Here is a 20307-nt window from a genome sequence, read left to right as displayed (position 1 = left end):
CCATGGTGTCAGAGGCCCGCATCGTCCCGCGGACTGGTCTTTGGCCGTACGTTTCGTCGTGCGGCCGTGGGGGAGGTCACTGTCACGATGATCGGGTTGCGCGGCGGGGGCTGCGCGCCCTAGAAAAGCAGTCGGGTGGAGATATGCATCGCGGTGGCGGACTGGGCGAGGGGACCGACGACCTGGGCCCCCGACGTGCCCGGCGGGGAAGGCACCGGCGCGACGCGGAAGCAGCAGCGGAGACGGGAGCCCCGCATCCGGGGATCGAGGCGGACGGGACGCACGCGCAGGGCGCGGCGGACCGGACGCGGATGGGAAGCGGGAGTGGCCGGGTGGGGGTGACCTACAAGTACTTCGGCGCACCGGACGGCGCGACGGCCGCCCGGGTGCCCATCTCGATGCGGCCCGAGGAGCTGGGCGGGGACGAGCTCGGCATGGGCGGCATGTTCACGAAGATCAAGCCGGAGACCATGGCCGCGATGGTGCTCACGGGCATCGAGGGCATACCCCTGCACAAGGTCCCGCCGCTGGAGCTGGTCGTCCTCCACCCGGACTACGCCGTCGTGAAGCTGCCCATGACCGTGGTCGACCCGCTGCGCGACGTCGGCGAGGAGGCCGTCGGCGCCGCCGCCTTCATATGGTCCACGGTCCCGGACCGCGGCGGTCCGCGGGACGCGTTCAACGTGTACCAGTTGCTCCATGAATGGCAGGACTTCAGCCATCGGTTGCACGAGGCGGGACATCAGCCGTACTGCCTGGTGTGGCCCTGAGCGGGGTTTCAACAGGATTCAGGCGGGGCTTTCGGGCCCCGCCCCGTCATGTGCCGACAGCAGCCGGCTGGGACAGCCGGGCGGTCGCGGCACATGGCGGGCACGTTCGCTTCGGCGGGGGCACCGCTGTGCCCTGTCAGCCATTCGACTTCGAGGAGCCGGCCGATGCCGCAGCAGGAAGTGTCCGAGAGCACAGTGATCGAGGTCCCGCCGGCCGTGGTGTACGGCGCGGTCAGCAACGTGGCCGACATGGGCCGCTGGAGCCCCGAGTGCACCGGAGCCGACGTCGGGGACGGCGGTCATGCGGAGGTCCGGCCCGGGATGCGGTTCACCGGGCACAACGTCTCCGCCCGGCAGCGCCCCTGGTCGACCCGCTGCACCGTCGTGGCGGCGGATCCGGGCGAGCGCTTCGCGTTCGAGGTCCGCGCGGTCGGCCTGCGTGTCGCCCGCTGGGCCTATGACTTCGCGCCGGCCGGCTCCGGCGGGGCGACCAGGGTCACCGAGACCTGGATCGACCAACGAGGACTGCTGATGCGCTTCCTCGGGTCGGTGGTGACCGGCGTCCACGACCGGGCCACCCACAACAGGCAGGCCATGAAGGTCACCCTCCAGCGGCTGAAGGAGGCGCTGGAGGAGGAGCACCAGGCGGCCTGAGACCGCGCGGCCCGGACGGGCGGGCCGCGGCTCGTCAGCGGGCGGGCCCGCGCCCCTCGGCGATCACGTCCCGCGCCGTCTCCCCCGCTACCGCGACGGCCTCGCGGCGGGGCTTCAGGATGCCTGCAGCGCATGCGGCGATCGCGCAGCACGCCACGGGCAGCAGGAGCGTCAGGTTGAGCGGGACGAGGCGGGTGAGCGGGCCGATGACGGCGGGCCCGGCGAGCATGCCGAGGTAGCCGAGGCCGGCGACACGGGAGACATTGGTGCCGGCGGCGCCCGGGTCGGCGTGGCCCGCGGCGCTGAAGAGCTGCGGGATACAGCCGGCGAGCCCCGCACCGAAGACGGTCCAGCCGATCAGCGCCGGGACCACCGAGGGGGAGAGCGCCGCCGTGGCCAGCCCGAGCGCGGCGGCCGACGCGCCGAGACGGAGCACGGCCGCCGGGCCGATCCGCTCCGCCACCCGGTCGGTGAGCAGCCGGCCCACGGTCATGGCGGTGGCGAAGGCCCCGTAGGCGAGGGCGGCGGTGGCGGCGGACGCGTGCAGTGTGTCGCGCAGATGCAGCACGCTCCAGTCGTTGGCGACGCCCTCGCACAGCATGATCATCAGCGCGAGCGCGGCCAGCGCCCAGATGCGTCGCGGCGTCCGGCGCCGGACCCGGGCGCCGGGGGGTGCCTGCGGGTCGCCGTGCCCGTCGGACTCCAGCAGGGCGGGGGCCGCCAGTGCGGCGACGACGAGGCCGGCGAGGGCGACCGCGCCGAGGGTGGCCGACGGGCCCCATCCCCCGGCGAGGGCACGGGCTCCGGTCAGCGCGGCGAGCACACCGCCGACGGAGAAGGCCGCGTGGAAGGCGGACATCACGGGCCGCCGGAAGCCGCGCTCCACCTGCACGGCGTGCGCGTTCATCGCGACGTCGAGACAGCCGTTGCCGAGGCCGAGCACGAGCAGTGCCGCGCCGAGCGTCCAGGCGTCGGTGGCCAGTCCCGGCAGGACCACCGCGCCGCTGCACAGGGCCGCACTCAGCGGCACCACCACGCGGGCCCCGAAGCGGTCGGTGAGCGGTCCGGCGAGCTGCATCCCGGCGAACGCCCCCGCGCCGAGCAGCAGGAGGAGCCGCCCGAGCACGGCATGGCCGATGCCCGCGCGGTGCTCGATTCCGGGGATGTGGACGATCCACATGCCCATGACGAAGCCGTTCAGGGTGAAGTACACGAAGGTGGCCAGCCGTCCGGCCCGCAGGGATCTCTCCATGCATCGAACGTAACGAACATACTCGATGTTCGAAAGATTGATTTTCGAGCATGCCAGCTGTTTACTTCTCGCATGGGGAGCACAGACCGACTCAGGCGCATCACCGAGGCCGTACGGGAAGCGGGGCGTGTCGGCGTCGCGGAACTGGCCGAGCTGACCGGCGCATCGGAGATGACCATCCGCCGCGACCTCGAGGCACTGGCCGACCAGGGCGTTCTGGAGCGCTACCGCGGAGGGGCGAGGACTCTGCTGCTGCGCGGCGAGGAACCGCCCTTCGCCCTGCGCGCCCAGGACGGACTCGACGCCAAGCGGCGTATCGCCGCCGAGGTCGCCTCACTGATCGCGGACGGCGAGTCCGTCGTCCTCGACAGCGGCACCACCTGCCTGGAGGTCGCCCGCGCGCTCCGGTTCCGCCGGGTGACCGTGATGCCGCTGTCCCTGCACGCGGTGAACGCCCTCACCGGGGCGCCGGAGGTCACCCTGCTCGTGCCCGGCGGACGGCCCCGTCCCGGTGAACTGGCGCTGACCGGCCCCCTGACCGAGGCGTCGCTGGCCGCCCTGCGCTTCGACACGGCGGTCATCGGCTGCTGCGGGCTGGGTGCGGCCGACGGCCTGACCGCCTACGACCTGGACGACGCCGCGGTCAAGCGTGCCGCGATCGCCTCCGCACGCCGTGTCATCGCCGTCGCGGACGCCGGGAAGTTCCACCGCACCGCGCTCGCCCACGTCGCGCCCGCCGCGGCCCTGCACGCCGTGGTGACCGACACCGGTGCCCCGCAGGACGAAACCGAGGCGATCGCCGCCGCGGGCGTGACCGTACGGAAGGTGTGATCCCGTGGCCGGCACCGTGCTCTTCGATCTGTTCGGCGTGATCGCCCGTCACCAGTCCGCCGACGGCAGGACGAGGCTCGTCGGAACCGCGGGCGTTCCCGCCCCGGACTTCTGGGAGGCGTACTGGGCGCTGCGCCCGCCCTACGACCGGGGCGAGGTGGACGGACCCGGCTACTGGCGGCAGGTGGCCGACGCACTCGGGACCCGGTTCGACGAGCGCCGGACCGCGGCACTCGTCGAGGCCGACATCGCGAGCTGGAGCGCGGTCGACCCCGTCATGGTGGCCCTGGTCGAAGGACTCGCGGCCGCCGGACGGCCGGTCGCGCTGCTCTCCAACATCCCCGAGGAGCTGGCGGCCCACTACGAGGCCCACCACCCCTGGCTGAAGCGGTTCCGGGTGTGCGCCTTCTCCTGCCGCACCGGCCACGCCAAGCCCGAACCGGACGCCTACCACGGGTGCGTACGGGCCCTGCGCACCGAACCGGACCGCATCCTCTTCGTCGACGACCGCGAGGAGAACGTACGGGGCGCCGAGGCGACCGGCCTGCACGGCCACCTCTTCACCACCCCCGCACGGCTGGAACACGCCCTCGCCCGGTGGGCCTGAGCCGGCAGCGGAGAGCCCGGATCGAGCGGAGGCCGGATCTCGCTGAGACCGGATCACGCCGAGACCGGATCACGCGCGGAGACCGGCTCATGCAAAGGCGGGATCACGCGGAGACCGGATCACGCCAAGACCGGATCACACCGCGGCCCGCATCACACCGTGATGCCCACCGTGAAACCGATGACCGCGCCGCCCCCGGCCCGGGCAGCCGCGTACGCGTTCCCGGAGTGCGCCGCGGCGACGTCGCGGACGATGGAGAGGCCGAGGCCCGAGCCGGGCAGGCTGCGCGCGTCGGCGGCGCGGTAGAAGCGGTCGAAGACGCGGACGAGGTCGCCCTCGGCGATCCCGGGCCCCCGGTCGCGCACCTCGACGCGGCGCCGGGAGACGACGATCTCGATGGGCTCGGTGCCGCCGGGGTCGAACTTGGCGGCGTTGTCGACGAGATTCGACACGGCGCGCTGGAGCGCGGCGGGGCGGCCCCGCACGGCGGTGTCCGCCGGTCCCTCCACCACGACCGTGACGACCCGCCCCGTGCGGCGCCGCGCGGCCACCGCCACGTCCTCGGCGATCTCGCCGAGCAGGACCTCCTCCACCGGCTGGTCGTCCTGCTGTCCGGCGGCGAGGTCGACGAGTTCGTTGACCAGGTCGGTGAGTTCCCGGGACTCCTGCGCGAGGTCGTCGACGAGCGCGTCGCGCTCGGCGGGCGGCAGTTCCTCGATGCGGCGCAGCAGCGAGATGTTGGTACGCAGCGAGGTGAGCGGTGTGCGCAGCTCGTGCCCCGCGTCCTGGACCAGCCGGCGCTGGTCCTCCTCGGACCGGGCGAGCCGGCCGAGCATCCGGTCGAAGGAGCGACCGAGCCGCCCCACCTCGTCACGTCCTGCGACCGGCACCTGTACGTCGAGGTCGCCGGTGGTCTCCACGTCCTCGGCGACCCCGGTCAGCCGGACCAGGCGTCCGGTGATGCGCCGCGCGAGCCACCATCCGGCGAGGCCGGCCGCGACGACGACGGCGGTCGCGGACAGCAGGGTGCGCTGCTGGAGGTCCCGCAGCAGGTCCTCGCTGTCGCTGAACTGCTGGGCGACCTGGACCGCTCCGCGCCCGTCGCCCAGCGAAACGGTGACGACGCGGAAGCGGTCGCCCGCGGTCGCGATCTCCCGCTCGTCGACCAGGACGCCGGAGGTGCGATCGTCGGACGCGGTGCGCTCGGGGGCGCCGACGGGGAGCCGTGGCTTGCCCGGGTCGACGACCTTCCCGCCGGGTCCGAGTATCTGCACGTCGGTGCGGGTGGGCCGGGTGAGCTCGTCGCGCGGCCCGTCGTGGTCCCCGTCCGACGAGGCGAAGTCGGCGGGCGCCAGCGGCGCCTTGCGCACCTCGGTGCGCAGGTCGTGCACGATCTCGTCGAACAGCGCCTGCTGGTCGACGCGGACGAGCCGTGCCGCGGCGCCGTAGCTGAGGAATCCGACCAGCAGGGTGACCACCGCCGCGACCGCCGCGAAGGACAGCGCGAGCGTGGTCCGCAGCGAGGAGGATCCGAACAGGGAGGAACCGGCACGCCGCAGCATCACGCGCGCCCCGGCCGTCCTGGGGTTCCCGGACATGCCGGGGTCAGCTCTCCCGCAGGACGTATCCGACGCCCCGCACCGTGTGGATCAGCGGCGGCTTTCCCGGTTCGTCGACCTTGCGCCGCAGATATCCGACGTAGACCGCGAGGTTCTTCGAGCCGGGCCCGAAGTCGTAGCCCCAGATCCGGTCGTAGATGGTCGCGTGGTCGAGGACGATGCCCTCGTTGCGGGCGAGGAGCTCCAGGAGGTCGAACTCGGTCCGGGTCAGCTCCAGCTCCCGCTCGCCGCGCCAGGCGCGGCGGGCCTGCCCGTCGATCCGCAGGTCGGCGGCGGTCACCTGGCCGTCGGGGATGTCGTGGGAGACCTCGGGGCCGGCCCCGGCGCCGTTTCCGGTGCGCCGCAGCAGGGCGCGCAGCCGCGCGAACACCTCCTCGATGTCGAACGGCTTCACCACGTAGTCGTCGGCGCCCGCGTCGAGACCGGCGATCCGGTCCGCGGTCTCCACCCGTGCGGTGAGCATCAGGATGGGTGTGCGGTCGCCCTCGGCGCGCAGCACGCGGCACACCTGGAGGCCGTCGATGCCCGGCATCATGACGTCGAGGACGAGCACGTCGGGCCGGCTCCTGTGCGCCTGGGCGATCGCCTCGATGCCGTCGGCGACGGCCGTCACCTCGTAGCCCTCCAGGCTGAGCGCGCGCTCCAGGGCGTGCCGGATGGCCCGGTCGTCCTCGGCGAGGAGCACGGTGTTCACGGTCTTGGGCACGCTCACGGTGCTGGGCACGCTCACGATCTCGGAAGGGCTCCGTTCGCTGGTCGGGGGCACCCCCCAGTCTGCCAAGTCCGGGCCGCCGGCCGCTCCGGCCGGGAACCCGGCACCCCCCTTCTTACCTGCCTCTCACCCGTGACGGAGCGTCGGCTTACCTCTCGGAGTGAGTGTGTGCCCAGGTAGTGCCGTATGTCGTGGGCGATGCGTTATGCACTCGCGCGCACACATGCGACATTCGTCACATTTACCTGAAAGACGATGCAACAGGGCAAGGAGGGCATGCATGAGGTCGGGGGAAACCACCGGATGAAGATCGTGTTCCTGCTGCACAACGCGTACGCGATCGGCGGCACCGTACGGACGACGCTGAATCTCGCGACGGCGCTCGCGGATCACCACGACGTGGAGATCGTGTCGATGATGCGCCACCGCGAGGACCCCCGGTTCACCGTCGACCCCCGGATCTCCCTGGTCCCCCTGGTGGACACCCGGATCGGCGGCGACGACGCACGGCTTCCCGCGTACTCCCAGCCCGCCGTCGACTTCCCGGACACCGAGAAGCGGTACCGCCAGTACAGCCGTCTGGTCGACCTCCGGGTCCGCGAGTACCTGACCGCGTCGGACGCGGACGTGCTCATCGGCACCCGCCCCGGGATCAACGTCTACCTGTCCCTCTTCGGACCGCGCCGGGCCCTGCGCATCGCCCAGGAGCACCTGCGGCACGACGCCCACAGCAAGAAGCTGCGTGCGGTGCTCGCGAGCCACTACCGCGACCTCGACGCGCTGATCACGATGACCGAGGCGGATGCGGCCGTGTACCGCAGGAAGATGCGGCTGCCCGGCGTCCCCGTCATGTCGGTCCCGAACATCGTGCCCGCCCCGGACTGCGCCCCGTCCGACCAGACGGCCAAGGTGATCGCGGCGGCCGGCCGGCTCGCCCGCGGCAAGCGCTTCGACCTGTTGCTGGAGGCCTTCTCCGCGGTGGCGGCGAAGGAGCCCGAGTGGCAGCTGCGGATCTACGGCGGCGGCGGCGAGCAGGAGCGGCTCCAGTCGCTGATCGAGGGCCTCGGCCTGACCGACCGCGCCGCCCTGATGGGCCCGCACTCCCCGATCGAACCGGAGTTCGCCAAGTCGTCCCTCGTCGTCAGCGCCTCGGACGCCGAGTCCTTCGGCATGACCCTGGTCGAGGCGATGCGCGTAGGCGTCCCGGTCATCTCCACGAACTGCCCGCTCGGCCCCGCCGAGATCATCCGCGACGGCGTCGACGGACGCCTCGTGCCGGTCGGCGACGCCCGGGCGCTCGCCGAGGCGATGGTCGACCTGATCGAGAACGAGTCGTACCGCAGGGAGATGGGCCGCACCGCGATGGAGAGCGCCCGCCGCTACGACCCGGCCCCGATCGTCGACCGCTACGACCTGCTCTTCGACGAGCTCCGCGCCACCCGCCACCGCCGCGGCTGGCAGCGCACCCGCGCCCGTGCGACGTCGTCGCTGCGCCGTCGTACGCGTTCCGTGCGCCGGCGGCTGCGGGCTCTGACGACCGCGCCGCGCAGCCAGGTGGAGCAGCCCCGACGTGCATGACCTGCCGGTACGGCGTACGAGAGGTGGGTGAGACGTATGAGAAGTGGTGCCCCCGACCTGCGCCCCGACCGGAGCGCGGGCATACGGACGGAGCCCGTCCGTCCATGGCCCGGTGAGACCCCCGGAAGGCGGGCCGGCGTACGACGGCGGCGGCCCGCCTCCCGGGCCGGGCCGGGGGACGGGCCCCGCGCCCGAATACCCTGGCTCGGCCTGGTCGCCGCCGTGTACGCCCTCCTCCAGCTGCTGGTGGTCGTGCCGCGCATCGGGCACACGCTCGGCTGGGACGAGAGCGTGTACGTCTCCCAGGTGGACCCGCGCACTCCGGCGGCCTTCTTCAGCGCGCCGCGCTCCCGCGGCATCAGCTTCCTGGTCGCACCCGTCCTCGCCGCCACACCGTCCGTGCTCGCCCTGCGTCTCGCGCTCACCGCGGCATCGGCCGCCGCGCTGTACGCGTCCTTCCGGGTGTGGCGGACGATCGTCGGACCTGGCACCACGGCGCTCGCGGCCCTGCTGTTCGCCGGGGTGTGGACGACCGGGATATCCGGCGCGCAGGCCATGCCCAATCTGTGGGTGGCGTTCGGCGCGGTGGCGGCCGTCGGCTGGTTCCTGCGCTTCCCCTGCGTCCCCGGCCCGGACGGCGGCGCTCCCGGCGCCCCGCGCACGAACCGCGCAACCGGCGTCACACGCCCGGGTGATTCCCCGCGCGACCCGCGCGCACAGGACTCCCCCGGTGGCGCCCCCGCGGGCGCCTCACCCCTCCCGCCTCCTGCCGGCGGCTCCGCGCGCGGCAACCGCGCGGGCTGGTGGCTGGCCGGCTGCCTCGCCGCCACCGCCCTGGTCCGCACCCCCGACGCGGGGTGGCTGGCCCTGCCGCTCCTGGTCTGCGCGGTGCTCATGCGCTCCTGGCGCCGCACCCTGCCGTATCTGCTCGGCGGACTCGCGCTCGGCGCCGCCCAGTGGACGGCCGAGGCCTACGTCCGCTGGGGTTCCGTCCCCGCGCGGCTGCACGTGTCCAGCGCCACCGAGGGCGGCATGGGCCTCCACCTCAACGTCGGCAACGCCTGGCGCGCCCTGAACGGCCCCCAGCTGTGCCGACCCTGCACGGTCCCGCTCACCCACCCCGAGCTGACCCTCTGGTGGCTCGCGCTCCCCGTGCTCGCCGCGACGGCCCTGGCCCTCTCCCTCCGGGACCGGGCACCCCGCGCGACGGTGCTCCCCGTGGCCTGCGCGGCCTCGCTCGCGGTCCCCTACCTCCTGCTGCTGGACTACGCGGCGCCGCGCTTCCTGCTCCCGTCGTACGCGCTGCTCGCCCTGCCCGTCGCGGGGCTCGCGACACGGCTGGTACGGGCGGCCGCGGACGGGCGGACCCGCCGCACGGCGGTGGCCGCGGTGGCCGTGCTCGTGCTCGCGCAGCTGGCGAGCCAGCAGGTGGTCCTGGACCGCATGGCCCGCTCGACGGCGGCGGTGAACGCCGAGTACCGGGCGGCCGCCCATGGTCTGCACGCCCTCGGCCTGCGTCCGCCGTGCCTGGTCACCGGCACGCACGCCCTTCCGGTCGCGTACGCCGCGGGCTGCGCCTCGGCCCAGACCTCCGGGAACAACCGGTCCGTCACCCGGACGGAACTCCTGCGTCTGGCCGCCCGCCGTCCCACGGCGGCCCTGACCGGAGCCCACGCCGAGCCGCCTTCCTATGCGCGCGACTGGACGCCGCACCCGCTGCCGGGCACCCACTGGACCGCGTGGGTCGCGCACTGACCCGAGCCGCCAGGCCGCGCGGCGGCCCCGGGGCGCCTGTGTGCACGCCCGGCCGCCGGCGCCGAGGGCACCTACTGCGCCCGGAGGGCCGCCAGGCGCTGCTCGAACGGGACCACGCGGTCCTCGCGCCCCTGCTGCGGAACCCGTCCCGCGGAGCCCCGCACCAGTCCCACCAGCTCTCCGGCGGCGCGTTCGACGCGCTCGGCGAGGCCGTCCGCTCCCCAGTCCTCCGACGCCGCGTACACCCCGGTGGGCACCACGACCGCCCGGAGGAAGGAGAAGAGCGGACGCAGCGCGTGGTCGAGCACCAGCGAGTGCCGGGCCGTACCGCCGGTCGCCGCGACGAGCACGGGCTTCCCGGCCAGCACGTCCTCGCCCTCGGCGGTCAGCACGTCGAAGAACGACTTGAACAGTCCGCTGTACGACGCCGAGAACACCGGAGTGACGACGATGAGTCCGTCGGCCCCGGTCACCGCGTCGATCGCGGCACGGAGGGCGGGCCCGGGAAACCCGGTGACGAGGTTGTTGGCGATCTCGACGGCGAGGTCGCGCAGTTCGACGACCTCGGTCCCGGCCTCGCCCCCGGTTCCCGCCTCCCCTGCCCGGCGTACCGTCGCCTCGGCGAGCCGGTCGGCCAGCAGCCGGGTGGACGACGGAACGCTCAGTCCCGCCGATACGACGACGACCTTCATGCTGCCGCCACCTCCTTGCCGTTGTCGTTCCCGCCGCGGTCCCCGGCGGCGCCGTCCTTGCGTGCCACGAGCGCGGCGTGGGTCGGCGCGTCCGGCACGTTCGCCGGGCGCCCCTTCGCGAACTCCTCGCGCAGCACGGGCACGACCTCCTCGCCGAGGATGTCGATCTGCTCCAGCACGGTCTTCAGGGGCAGCCCCGCGTGGTCCATCAGGAACAACTGCCGCTGGTAGTCGCCCACATAGTCGCGGAACGACAGAGTGCGCTCGATCACCTGCTGCGGCGACCCGACGGTCAGCGGCGTCTGCGCGGTGAAGTCCTCCAGGGACGGCCCGTGCCCGTACACGGGCGCGTTGTCGAAGTAGGGCCGGAACTCCCGTACCGCGTCCTGGGAGTTCCTGCGCATGAACACCTGCCCGCCGAGCCCGACGATCGCCTGCTCGGGCGTGCCGTGTCCGTAGTGCGCATACCGCTCCCGGTAGAGCGCCACCATCTGCTGGGTGTGCTCCTTGGGCCAGAAGATGTTGTTGTGGAAGAACCCGTCGCCGTAGTACGCGGCCTGCTCGGCGATCTCCGGCGAGCGGATGGAGCCGTGCCACACGAAGGGCGCCACCCCGTCCAGCGGCCGCGGGGTCGAGGTGAAGGACTGGAGCGGCGTCCGGAAGCGGCCCTCCCAGGTCACCACGTCCTCGCGCCACAGACGGTGCAGCAGTGCGTAGTTCTCGATGGCGAGGTCGATGCCGTCGCGGATGTCCTTGCCGAACCACGGGTACACCGGACCGGTGTTGCCACGGCCCATCATCAGGTCGACCCGCCCACCGGCCAGATGCTGGAGCATCGCGAAGTCCTCGGCGATCTTCACCGGGTCGTTGGTGGTGATCAGGGTGGTGGAGGTGGAGAGGATCAGGTTCTCCGTGCGTGCGGCGACGTAGCCGAGCATCGTGGTGGGCGACGACGGCACGAACGGCGGGTTGTGGTGCTCACCGGTCGCGAACACGTCCAGGCCGACCTCCTCGGCCTTCTCCGCGATGGCGACCATCGCCTTGATCCGCTCGTGCTCGCTCGGCGTACGCCCCGTCGTCGGGTCGGTGGTCACGTCGCCCACGGTGAAGATCCCGAACTGCATGGCGCTCCCTCTCCAGAGATGGTTGATATTTCAACTACACCGCGGAGAACCGCACCGGGCAGGGAGCTATTCCCCCACCCCTCACGCCCGCACCGCACCGGACACCGGCCCGGGTCCGGCACCCACCGCCGCGCCGCCGCCTCGACACCCCGACCCCGGCCGGCACCGCCACCACCTCGCCTCCCGCCGCCCTGCCGCCATCTCCACACCCGCCGCCCCGCCGGCACCCCCGCCGCCGGTTCGACGCCCCAGCCGCCCCCTCGACGCCCCAGCCGCCCCCTCGGCGCCCCACCACCCGCTCAGGGCACCAGCACCACTCGTCCACGCAGACCACCCTCGGCAAGCCGGGCGTGTGCCTTGACGGCCTCGTCGAGGCCGAACGTCTCGGCCACCCGGAGCGTCAGCTCCCCCGAGTCCACCAGCGCCGCCAGCGCGGCCAGCCTTTCGCCGTCGGCCCGGACCTCCACGGCGTCGCTCCGCACCCCTCGCTCGGAGGCCGGCTGCCGCCCGGGCTGCACTCCCACGTACACGCCCCCGTCGCGCACCGCACCGAGTGCCTCGGCCCCCAGCACGGCCGTGTCGAGGACGGCGTCCACGCTCCGCGGCTCGACCCCCGCCGCACCCCGCGCGCCCGCCTGCCGCGACACGAAGCGTGCGGCACCCAGCCCCCGCACGAACTCCTCGTCACCCTCCCCGGCCAGCGCGACCACCTCGACCCCGCGCCGTGCGGCCAGCTGCACCGCGTAGGCACCGACGCCGCCCGCGGCTCCCGTCACGAGCAGACTCCGCCCGGGCTTCAGTTCCAGCAGCTCCAGGGCCTGGACGGCGGTGAGGCCGTTCAGCGGCAGGGTCGCCGCATGCACGTCGTCGACCGACGCCGGGGCAGCAGCCAGCGCCGACGCGTCCAGCACCACGTACTCCGCGTGCGTCCCGGTCGTCTTCGCGGGCCCGTACGCGAGGCCGATCACCCTGTCCCCGGCCGACCAGCCGGTGGCCGCACCGGTCGCGTCGACCACCCCGGCCACGTCCCAGCCGAGCCCGAGCCGCTTCCCCGCGCCGCCGAACACCCCCGCACGGACGGCCGCGTCGACCGGGTTGAGCCCGGCCGCGGTCACCCGTATCCGCACCTGCCCGGCCCCCGGCTCGGGCAGCCCCGTCTCGACGACCTCGACCATCTCCGGCCCGCCGAACCCCGGCACCACGGCCGCACGCATGACACCGCGGGCGCCACTGACACCGCTCACACCGCTGACACTCACGACAACTCCCTTTGGATCGCACCGCACTTGGCGTTGACAGGACAACCGTAAAGAGAGCTACTCTCCATTGGTAAGTACGTACCTGGAAGTGCGTACGTCACCCGGAGGTGCGCCATGACGACGACGACCGCGGCCCAGCGCCGCGAGCAGGCACGGATCGAGTACGACGCGTTCATCAGGAACTGCCCGACCAACCAGCTGCTCGCCCGGATCAGCGACAAATGGGTCAGCCTGATCGTCAGCGCGCTCGCCGACGGCCCCATGCGCTACAGCGACCTCGGCCGGAAGATCGCCGGCGTGAGCCAGAAGATGCTCACGCAGTCCCTGCGCTCCCTGGAGCGCGACGGCCTCGTCAGCCGCACGGTGACCCCGTCCGTACCCGTCCGGGTCGACTACGCGCTCACACCGCTCGGCCACAGTCTCAGCTGTCTGCTCACGGCGGTGAAGGACTGGGCCGAGACCCACATCGAGGCGGTCAACGAGGCGCGGGAGCGCTACGACACGACGCCGCAGGACTGAGCACGACCCCCGCGACGGCAGCACGCCGCCCGGCCCGCGCCGACCGGCACACCATCCGGCCCGCACCCGCCGGTGCACCGCCACGGCCACGCCCACCTCGGCCCCGCCGGGGTGCCGGTCGCGGTGCGCACCCCGCGGCCGGGACCCGGGTCAGAACACGTACAAGTCGCCCGTCTCCAGGGCCAGCACATCGTGCTCGTTGTTCTGCGGGTTCCGGTCCTTCGCCCCGCCGTTCCACGCGGTCTCGATCCGCAGGGAGGCCTCGGGCGGGGTGCCCGCGAGCCGGGCCCGCATCGAGAAGGACGGACCCGTGCCCCCCGCGTCGACCGCGCCCGTCTTGCACAGCACGGTCCTGGCCCCGGTCCGTACGCACCCGGCGGGCATCGTCTGGCGCGCGGCGAGCGGCACGGACCAGCGCAGCCGCACGGCGGCCTCGTCGAGGTCCGAAGGGCCGTAGTTCTGCGGTGTGATCGTGACGGACATGACGCCCTTGTCCATCGAGACGATGCCGTGGAAGGCGAGGTCGGCCTCCGCGACCGACACCCCCTGCGCCCTGCCGCGGACCGGGGCGCCCTCCGCCCCGCCGTGGCCGGACGCCCCCTGCGCCCCGCCATGGCCGGACGCCACCGCCTTCTCCGCCGCCACCGCCGCCTCCGGCGGAACCGCCGCTCCCACGGCGAGCACCAGCCCCACAGCGACCCCGAGCGCCCCCGCAGCACGCACGACCACCCGCATGGATTTCCTCCGTGTCCATGGGGCCACGGCCCGGCCCCGGGCATCACCGCATCCGGACGGCGCCCGGACATCGGATGTATCCCACGCCTCACCCCCTGCAAGGCGCCGTCCAACAGGTGACAGCGGCCGCCTATCCTGGCCGTCCGACCACCAGGCCGAGGAGCAGCCGCCATGACCGCCGCGAACGCCGCGCCCAGCACCGCCGCCCGTACCGCCGTCGTCACCGGAGCCAGCAGTGGCATCGGCGCCGCCACCGCGCGCGGACTGGCCGAGGCCGGCTTCCACGTCGTCCTCACCGCGCGCCGCAAGGACCGTATAGAGGCACTGGCCGCCGAGCTGACGGCCGCCGGGCACACAGCCACCGCGTACCCGCTGGACGTCACGGACCGCGCGGCCGTCGACGCCTTCGCCACCTCCCTCGACCACTGCGACGTCCTGGTCAACAACGCCGGCGGCGCACTCGGCGCCGACCCCGTCGCCACCGGCGACCCGGCCGACTGGCGGCTGATGTACGAGACGAACGTCCTCGGCACCCTGCACGTCACACAGGCCCTGCTCCCGGCGCTCACCGCCGGCGGCGACGGCACGATCGTGGTGGTCTCCTCGACGGCGGGCCACGGCACGTACGAGGGCGGCGGCGGATACGTCGCGGCGAAGCACGCCGAGCACGTCCTCGCCGAGACACTGCGTCTGGAGATCGTCGGCACCCCGGTCCGGGTCATCGAGGTGGCCCCGGGCCTGGTCAAGACCGACGAGTTCGCGGTGACCCGCTTCCGCGGCGACGCCGAGAAGGCCGCGAAGGTCTACCAGGGCGTGGCGGCCCCGCTCACCGCCGAGGACGTCGCCGACACGATCACCTGGGCCGTCAGCCGCCCCAGCCACGTCAACATCGACCTGCTGGTGGTCCGCCCCCGCGCCCAGGCCTCCAACACCAAGCTCCACCGAGAGCCGTGACGGCGTCCGGCCGGGACGGATCCCCGGCCCGGGAACGGCAGCGGCTGGCCGAGGAGACCAGGAACGAGCGGTACGTGTGGTGGTACCTCGCGTACTTCCTCTTCGGCATCCATGTCGTCGCCTTCGTCATGATCTACGCGATCCGCCACGGGAAATAGCCCACGGCGGACCGGCGTACCCGTTCGGGCGCGGCCCGTCGGGGGAGTCCGCGTAACGCGGGTGGCCGCGCTCGGCTGTCACCCTCCGCATCCAGGGCCTATGCAGGAACTCAGGGAAGCATCCATCCGCCTCCCGCCCCTGCGTGGAACTGGAGAACTGCGCGATGACCCCGAGCAGCGAATCGACGATGTGCCCGTTCGACTTCAGCGAGGCGCTGGAGTTCGACCCCTCGCTCCAGGCGCTCATGGGCCACGAGTCCATCACCCGGATCCGGCTGCCGTACGGCGAGGGGGAGGCCTGGCTGGTCACCGGGTTCGACGAGGTGCGGCGGGTGACCACCGACCAGCGGTTCAGCCGGGCCGGAATCATGGGGACCGACTATCCCCGGATGACGCCGGAGCCGATCGTCTCGCCGGAGTCGATCAACGTGATGGACCCGCCGGACAGCAACCGGGTGCGGCGGCTCGCCTCCCAGGCGTTCACCAAGCGGCACGTGGAGCGGATGCGCCGGTCCATCGCCCGGCTGGCCGACGACCTGCTCGACGGGATGGCCGCTGCCGGGTCCCCCGCGGACCTGGTGCAGCACCTCTCCAACCCGCTCCCCCAGCACACCATCTGCGAACTCCTCGGCGTCCCCCGTGACGAGTGGCCGCGGATCGAGGAGTACTGCCACCAGCTGCTCTCCACCGGCCCGGACGGTCGGCAGAAGGCCGCGCAGGCCAAGGACGACCTGCGGGCGTACTTCCTCGGGCTCATCGACGAGCGGCGGCGCTCCCCCGGCAAGGACCTCATCAGCTCGCTGGCCGCGGCCAGGGACGGCGAGGACGCGCTCGACGACCAGGAACTCGCGATCATGGCGCTGACCCTGATGCTCAGCGGGCAGGACACGGCCACCTGCCAGATCAGCGACATCTCCTACCTGCTGCTGACCCGCCCCGAACTGGTCAAGCACATCAAGATCCGGCCGGAGAGCCTCACGGGCGTCCTGGACGAGCTGCTGCGCGTCATCCCCTTCCGCAAGGGCGTCGGCATTCCCCGGGTGGCCCTGGAGGACGTGGAGCTGGGCGGTGTGCAGATCCGGGCGGGCGAGTTCGTGCACGTCTCGTATCTGACGGCGAACCGCGATCCGGAGCGCTACCCGGACCCGCACACCATCGACCCGGAGCGGCCCTCCATGCCGCACATGACCTTCGGCTGGGGCGGACACCGGTGCATCGCCATGCCGTTGGCCATGGCGGAGCTGGAGGTGGCGATCGGCCGGCTGCTGGAGCGGTTCCCGGACCTGAGGCTCGCCGTTCCGGCGGAGGAGGTGCGCTGGGACACGGAGACCATCCGGCGTTTCCCGCTCGAACTGCCCGTGGCCTGGTAGGGCCACGGGCACCCGGACGCGGGCGGCGCGGACCGGGGCGTACGGACGCCGTGGGCGCCTCAGCCCTTCACGCAGACGACCTGCTTCAGCCTGGCGACGACCTCCACCAGGTCGCGCTGCTGGTCGATGACCTGCTCGATGGGCTTGTAGGCGCCCGGGATCTCGTCGACGACACCCGAGTCCTTGCGGCACTCGACGCCCCGCGTCTGCTCCTGGAGGTCGCGCGTGGAGAACCGGCGCTTCGCGGCGGTGCGGCTCATCCGGCGGCCCGCGCCGTGCGACGCGGAGTTGAACGACTTGTCGTTCCCGAGGCCGCGCACGATGTACGAACCGGTGCCCATGGAGCCCGGGATGATGCCGAGGTCCCCGCTGCCGGCGCGGATCGCGCCCTTGCGGGTGACCAGCAGGTCCATGCCCTCGTACCGCTCCTCCGCCACGTAGTTGTGGTGGCAGGAGATCTCCTCGTCGAAGGCGACCTTCGCCTTGCGGAACTCCCTGCGGACCGCCTCCTTGAGCAGGCTCATCATGACGGCGCGGTTGCTGCGCGCGTACTCCTGCGCCCAGAACAGGTCGTTGCGGTACGCCGCCATCTGTGGGGTGTCCGCGACGAAGACCGCCAGGTCCCGGTCGACGAGGCCCTGGTTGTGCGGGAGCTGCTGGGCCACGCCGATGTGGAACTCGGCCAGTTCCTTGCCGATGTTGCGGGAGCCGGAGTGCAGCATCAGCCAGACGGCGCCGTCCTCGTCGAGGCAGACCTCGATGAAGTGGTTGCCCGAGCCGAGCGTCCCCATCTGCTTGGCGGCGCGCTCCTGACGGAACTTGACCGCGTCGGTGATCCCGTCGAAGCGGTCCCAGAGGTCGTCCCAGGCGGCCGCGGGGAAGCCGTACAGCCGGCCGGGGTCGACCGGGTCGGCGTGCATGCCCCGTCCGACCGGGATCGCCTGCTCGATCTTCGAGCGGAGGCGGGAGAGGTCGCCCGGAAGGTCGTTGGCGGTCAGGGACGTCCGGACGGCCGACATGCCGCAGCCGATGTCGACGCCGACCGCGGCCGGGCAGACCGCGCCGCGCATGGCGATGACCGAGCCGACCGTGGCGCCCTTGCCGTAGTGGACGTCCGGCATGACGGCCAGGCCCTTGATCCACGGCAGCGTGCTCACGTTGCGGAGCTGCTGGAGGGCCCCGTCCTCGACCGTGGCCGGGTCCGTCCACATCCGGATCGGAACCTTCGCACCGGACATCTCTACATAGGACATATCGCTTCTTTCCCCCGAACCACATGCAAAGTCTTGGAAGTCTGTGACGCGCACATATCGCACATACCTGCGCCAAGGTCGAGGAATGGGACAACGGACCGGCGTCCACGGCACTGCGTGCGATAGACATTGTGTCCACCGGCCGCCCGAGGGCGGCAAGCGAATATCACGGCGCGAAGCGATCGACGACAACCGGCGATCGACAGCGGTCCGACGGCGAGAGGAGTCATCACGATGCAGCGGAAGGTGTACCTACCGGGCGCCGCCGCGCTCCTCGCGGCGCTGCTCGCGGGCTGTACCGGCACTTCGGACGCCGGGGACGAGGCGCCCGACTCGAAGGCCGGGGAGGCCGGTGTGAGCGCTCCGGCCGCCGCCCCGGGCAAGTACCGCACGCTTCCGGAGCCTTGCGGCGAGGTGGACCACGGCTCCCTCGACAAGATGCTCCCGGGCATCAAGGAGATCACCGACCCCGATCAGCGCGAGAAGACCTACGAAGGCACGGCGGAGGTCACCTACGACACCGACCGCCGCGTCGGCTGCAACTGGAAGGTGGAGTCGGCGGACGCCACCCGCCATCTCAGCATCGACTTCGAGCGGGTCGTGTCGTACGACCCGGCGGTCAGCGACGCCGCACGCGCGTCGGAGGTCTTCGCGTCCAAGGGCACCGCGGCGGGCCTGTCCGAGCCGACGCCGGGCCGGAGCGGGAGCACCACACCGTCCGGGTCCGCCTCGGGCTCGCCGACGGCATCCCCGGCCAAGGACGGCGCCAAGGACGGCGCGAAGGACACCAAGGGCCCGTCGGCGAAGAACGCCGCGAAGATCTCGGCGGACCAGGGCTCGGCCAAGTCGGGCCCTGCATTGGCGAATTCCTCTGATACGCCCGATACATCCGATTCTCCCAACCCCTCCGGATCGGCCGGTTCGTCCGGTTCATCCGATGGAGCCGACTCCTCCGACCCCTCCGACGACGGCGTCCCGCCGGACAGCCTCGCGCCGCGCACCCTCAACGGGCTCGGGGACGCCGCGTTCCTCGACGACCGGCTCGCCACGTCCGCCTCGGCGGCCCGCCACCGCACCGTGACTGTGGTGTTCCGCACGTCGAACGTGATTGTGACCATCGAGTACGACGAGCAGCCCGCGCACACCACGGACGTGCCGGACAGCAAGGAAATGCAGGACAGGGCCAGGGAACTGGCGGGAACGCTGGCGGACGAGATCGGCGACTGACGGCGGCTCGCACCGTCTCGCGACGGGCGGCCGGGAACGCGGAACCAGAGCCGCGCGCGCCTGCTTCGGCGTACGGTGGCCCCTCGGACCCGGCCACCCGTCAGAGTGAAGGAACCATGCACCGACCAGCACAGCGACTCACCCGCATCCTTGCCTGCGCAGCCGCCGTACCGGTGATCCTCGCCGCCTCCGGCTGCTCCTCCGACTCGGGCTCGTCCGACGCCGCCAAGACGGGCTCCGACCCGAAGGCCTCCGCCTCCTCGTCCGCGACGGGCGGTGACGCCGGGTCCCAGGTGAAGCCGGCCACGTACAAGACCCTGCCGGATCCGTGCTCGGTGCTGTCCAAGAAGACGCTGCGCGGCCTCGTGCCGGAGTCGAAGTCGGGGAAGCAGGGCCAGTCCGACGACACCTCGCTGCGTGGCACCTGCTCCTGGAGCAGCCTCGACAACAACGGCGTGAAGGGATCGCAGTTCCGCTGGCTGAACGTCTCGATGCTGCGCTTCGAGTCGGACCAGGCCCGCGGCAGCGGCGACAAGCTCGCGAGCCAGTACTACGCCAAGCAGGTCTCGGAAGCGCAGGCGACCGACGGCGCCAAGAACGCGAAGACGGAGCCGGTGACGGGCACCGGCGACGAGGCCACGGCGGTCCACTACGACCTGAAGAAGAAGGAAGGCTCCTTCAAGCAGCAGACGATCGTCGCCCGCGCCCAGAACGTCGTCGTGACGATCGACTACAACGGTGCCGGCCTGGCGGGCGACAAGACCCCGGACGGCGCCGAGCTGCTGAAGGACGCCGAGGCGGCGGCGAAGGAGGCCGTCGCGGCGATCGTGAAGGCGAACGGCTCCGGCGCCTCCCCGAGCAGCAGCAAGAGCAGCAGCGCGAAGAGCGACACGAAGAGCAGCTCGAAGAGCGGCAGCAAGAGCGGCAACTGACCGCTTTGGTCGCCCATTCCGGATGTGCAGGAGCCCGGCCCCGCTCGGCGGCCGGGCTCCTGCCGTACCGGCCGACGATCAACCGCACGCATGTGCCAGGCTGTCCCGCGCACAACGGCAGCTCCCAGGGAGGGGAAGACGTGTGGCCGGGCCACTGAAGCTGACACGAATGCACCGGATACTCATAGGAGTGGTGGTCACCGGTGCGCTCATCATCGCGGGCATCGGCTTCGCGGGTTCGTACGCGGCGGTGCGCGCACTCGCGTGGAAGAAGGGCTTCGGGAACTTCGCCTACGTCTTCCCGAT

21 protein-coding genes are annotated in these 20307 nt (G+C 72.5%); 13 read left to right on the top strand and 8 right to left on the bottom strand.

The features are described from left to right. Nucleotides 1-143 precede the first annotated feature (143 nt). Together ACWCP6_RS03065 and ACWCP6_RS03060 are read left to right on the top strand one after the other, a co-directional pair. The gene (locus ACWCP6_RS03065) at nt 144-770 is read left to right on the top strand and encodes a hypothetical protein (protein WP_450930581.1); all 627 of its coding nucleotides are present in this window, start codon (nt 144-146) and stop codon (nt 768-770) included. Between the two features lie 165 nt (nt 771-935). Next, entirely contained in the window at nt 936-1424 is a 489-nt protein-coding gene (locus ACWCP6_RS03060; RefSeq protein ID WP_450930580.1) for an SRPBCC family protein, read from the top strand. A 34-nt stretch (nt 1425-1458) separates the two neighbouring features. Here ACWCP6_RS03060 and ACWCP6_RS03055 read toward each other — a convergent pair whose 3' ends face one another. Beyond that, nucleotides 1459-2676: an MFS transporter gene (locus ACWCP6_RS03055; protein WP_450930579.1), complete on the bottom strand. Its 1218-nt coding sequence runs from the start codon at nt 2674-2676 to the stop codon at nt 1459-1461. Nucleotides 2677-2748: 72 nt separating this feature from the next. Here ACWCP6_RS03055 and ACWCP6_RS03050 point away from each other — a divergent pair, with 72 nt between their 5' ends. Both ACWCP6_RS03050 and ACWCP6_RS03045 read left to right on the top strand, forming a co-directional pair. Then, complete coding sequence (locus ACWCP6_RS03050) at nt 2749-3507, top strand: DeoR/GlpR family DNA-binding transcription regulator (protein ID WP_450930578.1); 759 nt, start codon at nt 2749-2751, stop codon at nt 3505-3507. 4 nt (nt 3508-3511) lie between these two features. Then, nucleotides 3512-4114 carry an HAD family hydrolase gene (locus ACWCP6_RS03045; RefSeq protein ID WP_450930577.1) on the top strand — a complete coding sequence of 201 codons (603 nt, stop codon included), beginning with the start codon at nt 3512-3514 and terminating at the stop codon, nt 4112-4114. Nucleotides 4115-4266: 152 nt separating this feature from the next. Here the strand turns inward: ACWCP6_RS03045 and ACWCP6_RS03040 are convergent, their stop codons facing one another. Continuing rightward, nucleotides 4267-5676 carry a HAMP domain-containing sensor histidine kinase gene (locus ACWCP6_RS03040; RefSeq protein ID WP_450931087.1) on the bottom strand — a complete coding sequence of 470 codons (1410 nt, stop codon included), beginning with the start codon at nt 5674-5676 and terminating at the stop codon, nt 4267-4269. Nucleotides 5677-5719: 43 nt separating this feature from the next. Continuing rightward, nucleotides 5720-6418, bottom strand: a complete 699-nt coding sequence (locus ACWCP6_RS03035) for a response regulator transcription factor (RefSeq protein ID WP_450931086.1) — start codon at nt 6416-6418, stop codon at nt 5720-5722. Nucleotides 6419-6748: 330 nt separating this feature from the next. On the opposite strand from ACWCP6_RS03035, the gene ACWCP6_RS03030 reads away from it, so the two are divergent. Together ACWCP6_RS03030 and ACWCP6_RS03025 are read left to right on the top strand one after the other, a co-directional pair. After that, nucleotides 6749-8023 (top strand): glycosyltransferase family 4 protein, encoded by a 1275-nt coding sequence (locus tag ACWCP6_RS03030; RefSeq protein WP_450931085.1) that lies wholly within the window; start codon nt 6749-6751, stop codon nt 8021-8023. 36 nt (nt 8024-8059) lie between these two features. Continuing rightward, nucleotides 8060-9778, top strand: coding sequence for a hypothetical protein (locus ACWCP6_RS03025; protein WP_450930576.1), 1719 nt, complete (start codon nt 8060-8062; stop codon nt 9776-9778). A gap of 71 nt (nt 9779-9849) precedes the next feature. Here the strand turns inward: ACWCP6_RS03025 and ACWCP6_RS03020 are convergent, their stop codons facing one another. The 3 genes from ACWCP6_RS03020 to ACWCP6_RS03010 form a co-directional block, all read right to left on the bottom strand. Continuing rightward, nucleotides 9850-10470, bottom strand: coding sequence for an FMN reductase (locus tag ACWCP6_RS03020; RefSeq protein WP_450930575.1), 621 nt, complete (start codon nt 10468-10470; stop codon nt 9850-9852). Then, nucleotides 10467-11594, bottom strand: coding sequence for an LLM class flavin-dependent oxidoreductase (locus ACWCP6_RS03015; protein WP_450930574.1), 1128 nt, complete (start codon nt 11592-11594; stop codon nt 10467-10469). Before ACWCP6_RS03015 ends, ACWCP6_RS03020 begins: the two co-directional genes overlap by 4 nt. Nucleotides 11595-11893: 299 nt before the next feature. After that, nucleotides 11894-12808: an NADP-dependent oxidoreductase gene (locus ACWCP6_RS03010; protein ID WP_450931084.1), complete on the bottom strand. Its 915-nt coding sequence runs from the start codon at nt 12806-12808 to the stop codon at nt 11894-11896. A gap of 159 nt (nt 12809-12967) precedes the next feature. On the opposite strand from ACWCP6_RS03010, the gene ACWCP6_RS03005 reads away from it, so the two are divergent. Then, the gene (locus ACWCP6_RS03005; RefSeq protein WP_450930573.1) at nt 12968-13372 is read left to right on the top strand and encodes a winged helix-turn-helix transcriptional regulator; all 405 of its coding nucleotides are present in this window, start codon (nt 12968-12970) and stop codon (nt 13370-13372) included. A gap of 150 nt (nt 13373-13522) precedes the next feature. Here the strand turns inward: ACWCP6_RS03005 and ACWCP6_RS03000 are convergent, their stop codons facing one another. Next, nucleotides 13523-14107, bottom strand: coding sequence for a hypothetical protein (locus tag ACWCP6_RS03000; RefSeq protein ID WP_450930572.1), 585 nt, complete (start codon nt 14105-14107; stop codon nt 13523-13525). 171 nt (nt 14108-14278) lie between these two features. Here ACWCP6_RS03000 and ACWCP6_RS02995 point away from each other — a divergent pair, with 171 nt between their 5' ends. The 3 genes from ACWCP6_RS02995 (at nt 14279) to ACWCP6_RS02985 (ending at nt 16589) form a co-directional block, all read left to right on the top strand. Then, nucleotides 14279-15061, top strand: coding sequence for an SDR family NAD(P)-dependent oxidoreductase (locus tag ACWCP6_RS02995; RefSeq protein WP_450930571.1), 783 nt, complete (start codon nt 14279-14281; stop codon nt 15059-15061). Continuing rightward, nucleotides 15058-15219: a hypothetical protein gene (locus ACWCP6_RS02990; RefSeq protein ID WP_450930570.1), complete on the top strand. Its 162-nt coding sequence runs from the start codon at nt 15058-15060 to the stop codon at nt 15217-15219. Before ACWCP6_RS02995 ends, ACWCP6_RS02990 begins: the two co-directional genes overlap by 4 nt. A 164-nt stretch (nt 15220-15383) precedes the next feature. Further along, the gene (locus tag ACWCP6_RS02985; RefSeq protein WP_450930569.1) at nt 15384-16589 is read left to right on the top strand and encodes a cytochrome P450; all 1206 of its coding nucleotides are present in this window, start codon (nt 15384-15386) and stop codon (nt 16587-16589) included. A 59-nt stretch (nt 16590-16648) separates the two neighbouring features. Here ACWCP6_RS02985 and ACWCP6_RS02980 read toward each other — a convergent pair whose 3' ends face one another. After that, a complete protein-coding gene (locus tag ACWCP6_RS02980; RefSeq protein WP_450930568.1) occupies nt 16649-17842 on the bottom strand; it encodes an RtcB family protein in 1194 nt (397 codons plus the stop codon). 234 nt (nt 17843-18076) lie between these two features. On the opposite strand from ACWCP6_RS02980, the gene ACWCP6_RS02975 reads away from it, so the two are divergent. The 3 genes from ACWCP6_RS02975 to ACWCP6_RS02965 all read left to right on the top strand — a co-directional run. Beyond that, the gene (locus ACWCP6_RS02975; RefSeq protein ID WP_450930567.1) at nt 18077-19069 is read left to right on the top strand and encodes a DUF3558 domain-containing protein; all 993 of its coding nucleotides are present in this window, start codon (nt 18077-18079) and stop codon (nt 19067-19069) included. 116 nt (nt 19070-19185) lie between these two features. Further along, complete coding sequence (locus ACWCP6_RS02970; protein WP_450930566.1) at nt 19186-20001, top strand: DUF3558 family protein; 816 nt, start codon at nt 19186-19188, stop codon at nt 19999-20001. Nucleotides 20002-20143: 142 nt separating this feature from the next. Next, a partial coding sequence (locus ACWCP6_RS02965; protein ID WP_450931083.1) for a DUF2637 domain-containing protein occupies nt 20144-20307 on the top strand: 164 nt, incomplete at its 3' end.

The organism is Streptomyces sp. NPDC002004 (assembly GCF_053593975.1).
Note: the sequence above shows the minus strand (reverse complement) of the source record. Positions and strands in the feature narration are given on the sequence as shown.

Coding starts and splice junctions, on each gene's coding strand:
- ACWCP6_RS02975 (WP_450930567.1), top strand. CDS start 18,077: ATGCAGCGGAAGGTGTACCTACCGGGCGCCGCCGCGCTCCTCGCGGCG.
- ACWCP6_RS03030 (WP_450931085.1), top strand. CDS start 6,749: ATGAAGATCGTGTTCCTGCTGCACAACGCGTACGCGATCGGCGGCACC.
- ACWCP6_RS03065 (WP_450930581.1), top strand. CDS start 144: ATGCATCGCGGTGGCGGACTGGGCGAGGGGACCGACGACCTGGGCCCC.
- ACWCP6_RS03055 (WP_450930579.1), bottom strand. CDS start 2,676: ATGGAGAGATCCCTGCGGGCCGGACGGCTGGCCACCTTCGTGTACTTC.
- ACWCP6_RS02995 (WP_450930571.1), top strand. CDS start 14,279: ATGACCGCCGCGAACGCCGCGCCCAGCACCGCCGCCCGTACCGCCGTC.
- ACWCP6_RS03025 (WP_450930576.1), top strand. CDS start 8,060: ATGAGAAGTGGTGCCCCCGACCTGCGCCCCGACCGGAGCGCGGGCATA.
- ACWCP6_RS03015 (WP_450930574.1), bottom strand. CDS start 11,594: ATGCAGTTCGGGATCTTCACCGTGGGCGACGTGACCACCGACCCGACG.
- ACWCP6_RS03000 (WP_450930572.1), bottom strand. CDS start 14,107: ATGCGGGTGGTCGTGCGTGCTGCGGGGGCGCTCGGGGTCGCTGTGGGG.
- ACWCP6_RS03040 (WP_450931087.1), bottom strand. CDS start 5,676: ATGCTGCGGCGTGCCGGTTCCTCCCTGTTCGGATCCTCCTCGCTGCGG.
- ACWCP6_RS03060 (WP_450930580.1), top strand. CDS start 936: ATGCCGCAGCAGGAAGTGTCCGAGAGCACAGTGATCGAGGTCCCGCCG.
- ACWCP6_RS03010 (WP_450931084.1), bottom strand. CDS start 12,808: ATGCGTGCGGCCGTGGTGCCGGGGTTCGGCGGGCCGGAGATGGTCGAG.
- ACWCP6_RS03050 (WP_450930578.1), top strand. CDS start 2,749: ATGGGGAGCACAGACCGACTCAGGCGCATCACCGAGGCCGTACGGGAA.
- ACWCP6_RS03020 (WP_450930575.1), bottom strand. CDS start 10,470: ATGAAGGTCGTCGTCGTATCGGCGGGACTGAGCGTTCCGTCGTCCACC.
- ACWCP6_RS03005 (WP_450930573.1), top strand. CDS start 12,968: ATGACGACGACGACCGCGGCCCAGCGCCGCGAGCAGGCACGGATCGAG.
- ACWCP6_RS02970 (WP_450930566.1), top strand. CDS start 19,186: ATGCACCGACCAGCACAGCGACTCACCCGCATCCTTGCCTGCGCAGCC.
- ACWCP6_RS02985 (WP_450930569.1), top strand. CDS start 15,384: ATGACCCCGAGCAGCGAATCGACGATGTGCCCGTTCGACTTCAGCGAG.
- ACWCP6_RS02980 (WP_450930568.1), bottom strand. CDS start 17,842: ATGTCCTATGTAGAGATGTCCGGTGCGAAGGTTCCGATCCGGATGTGG.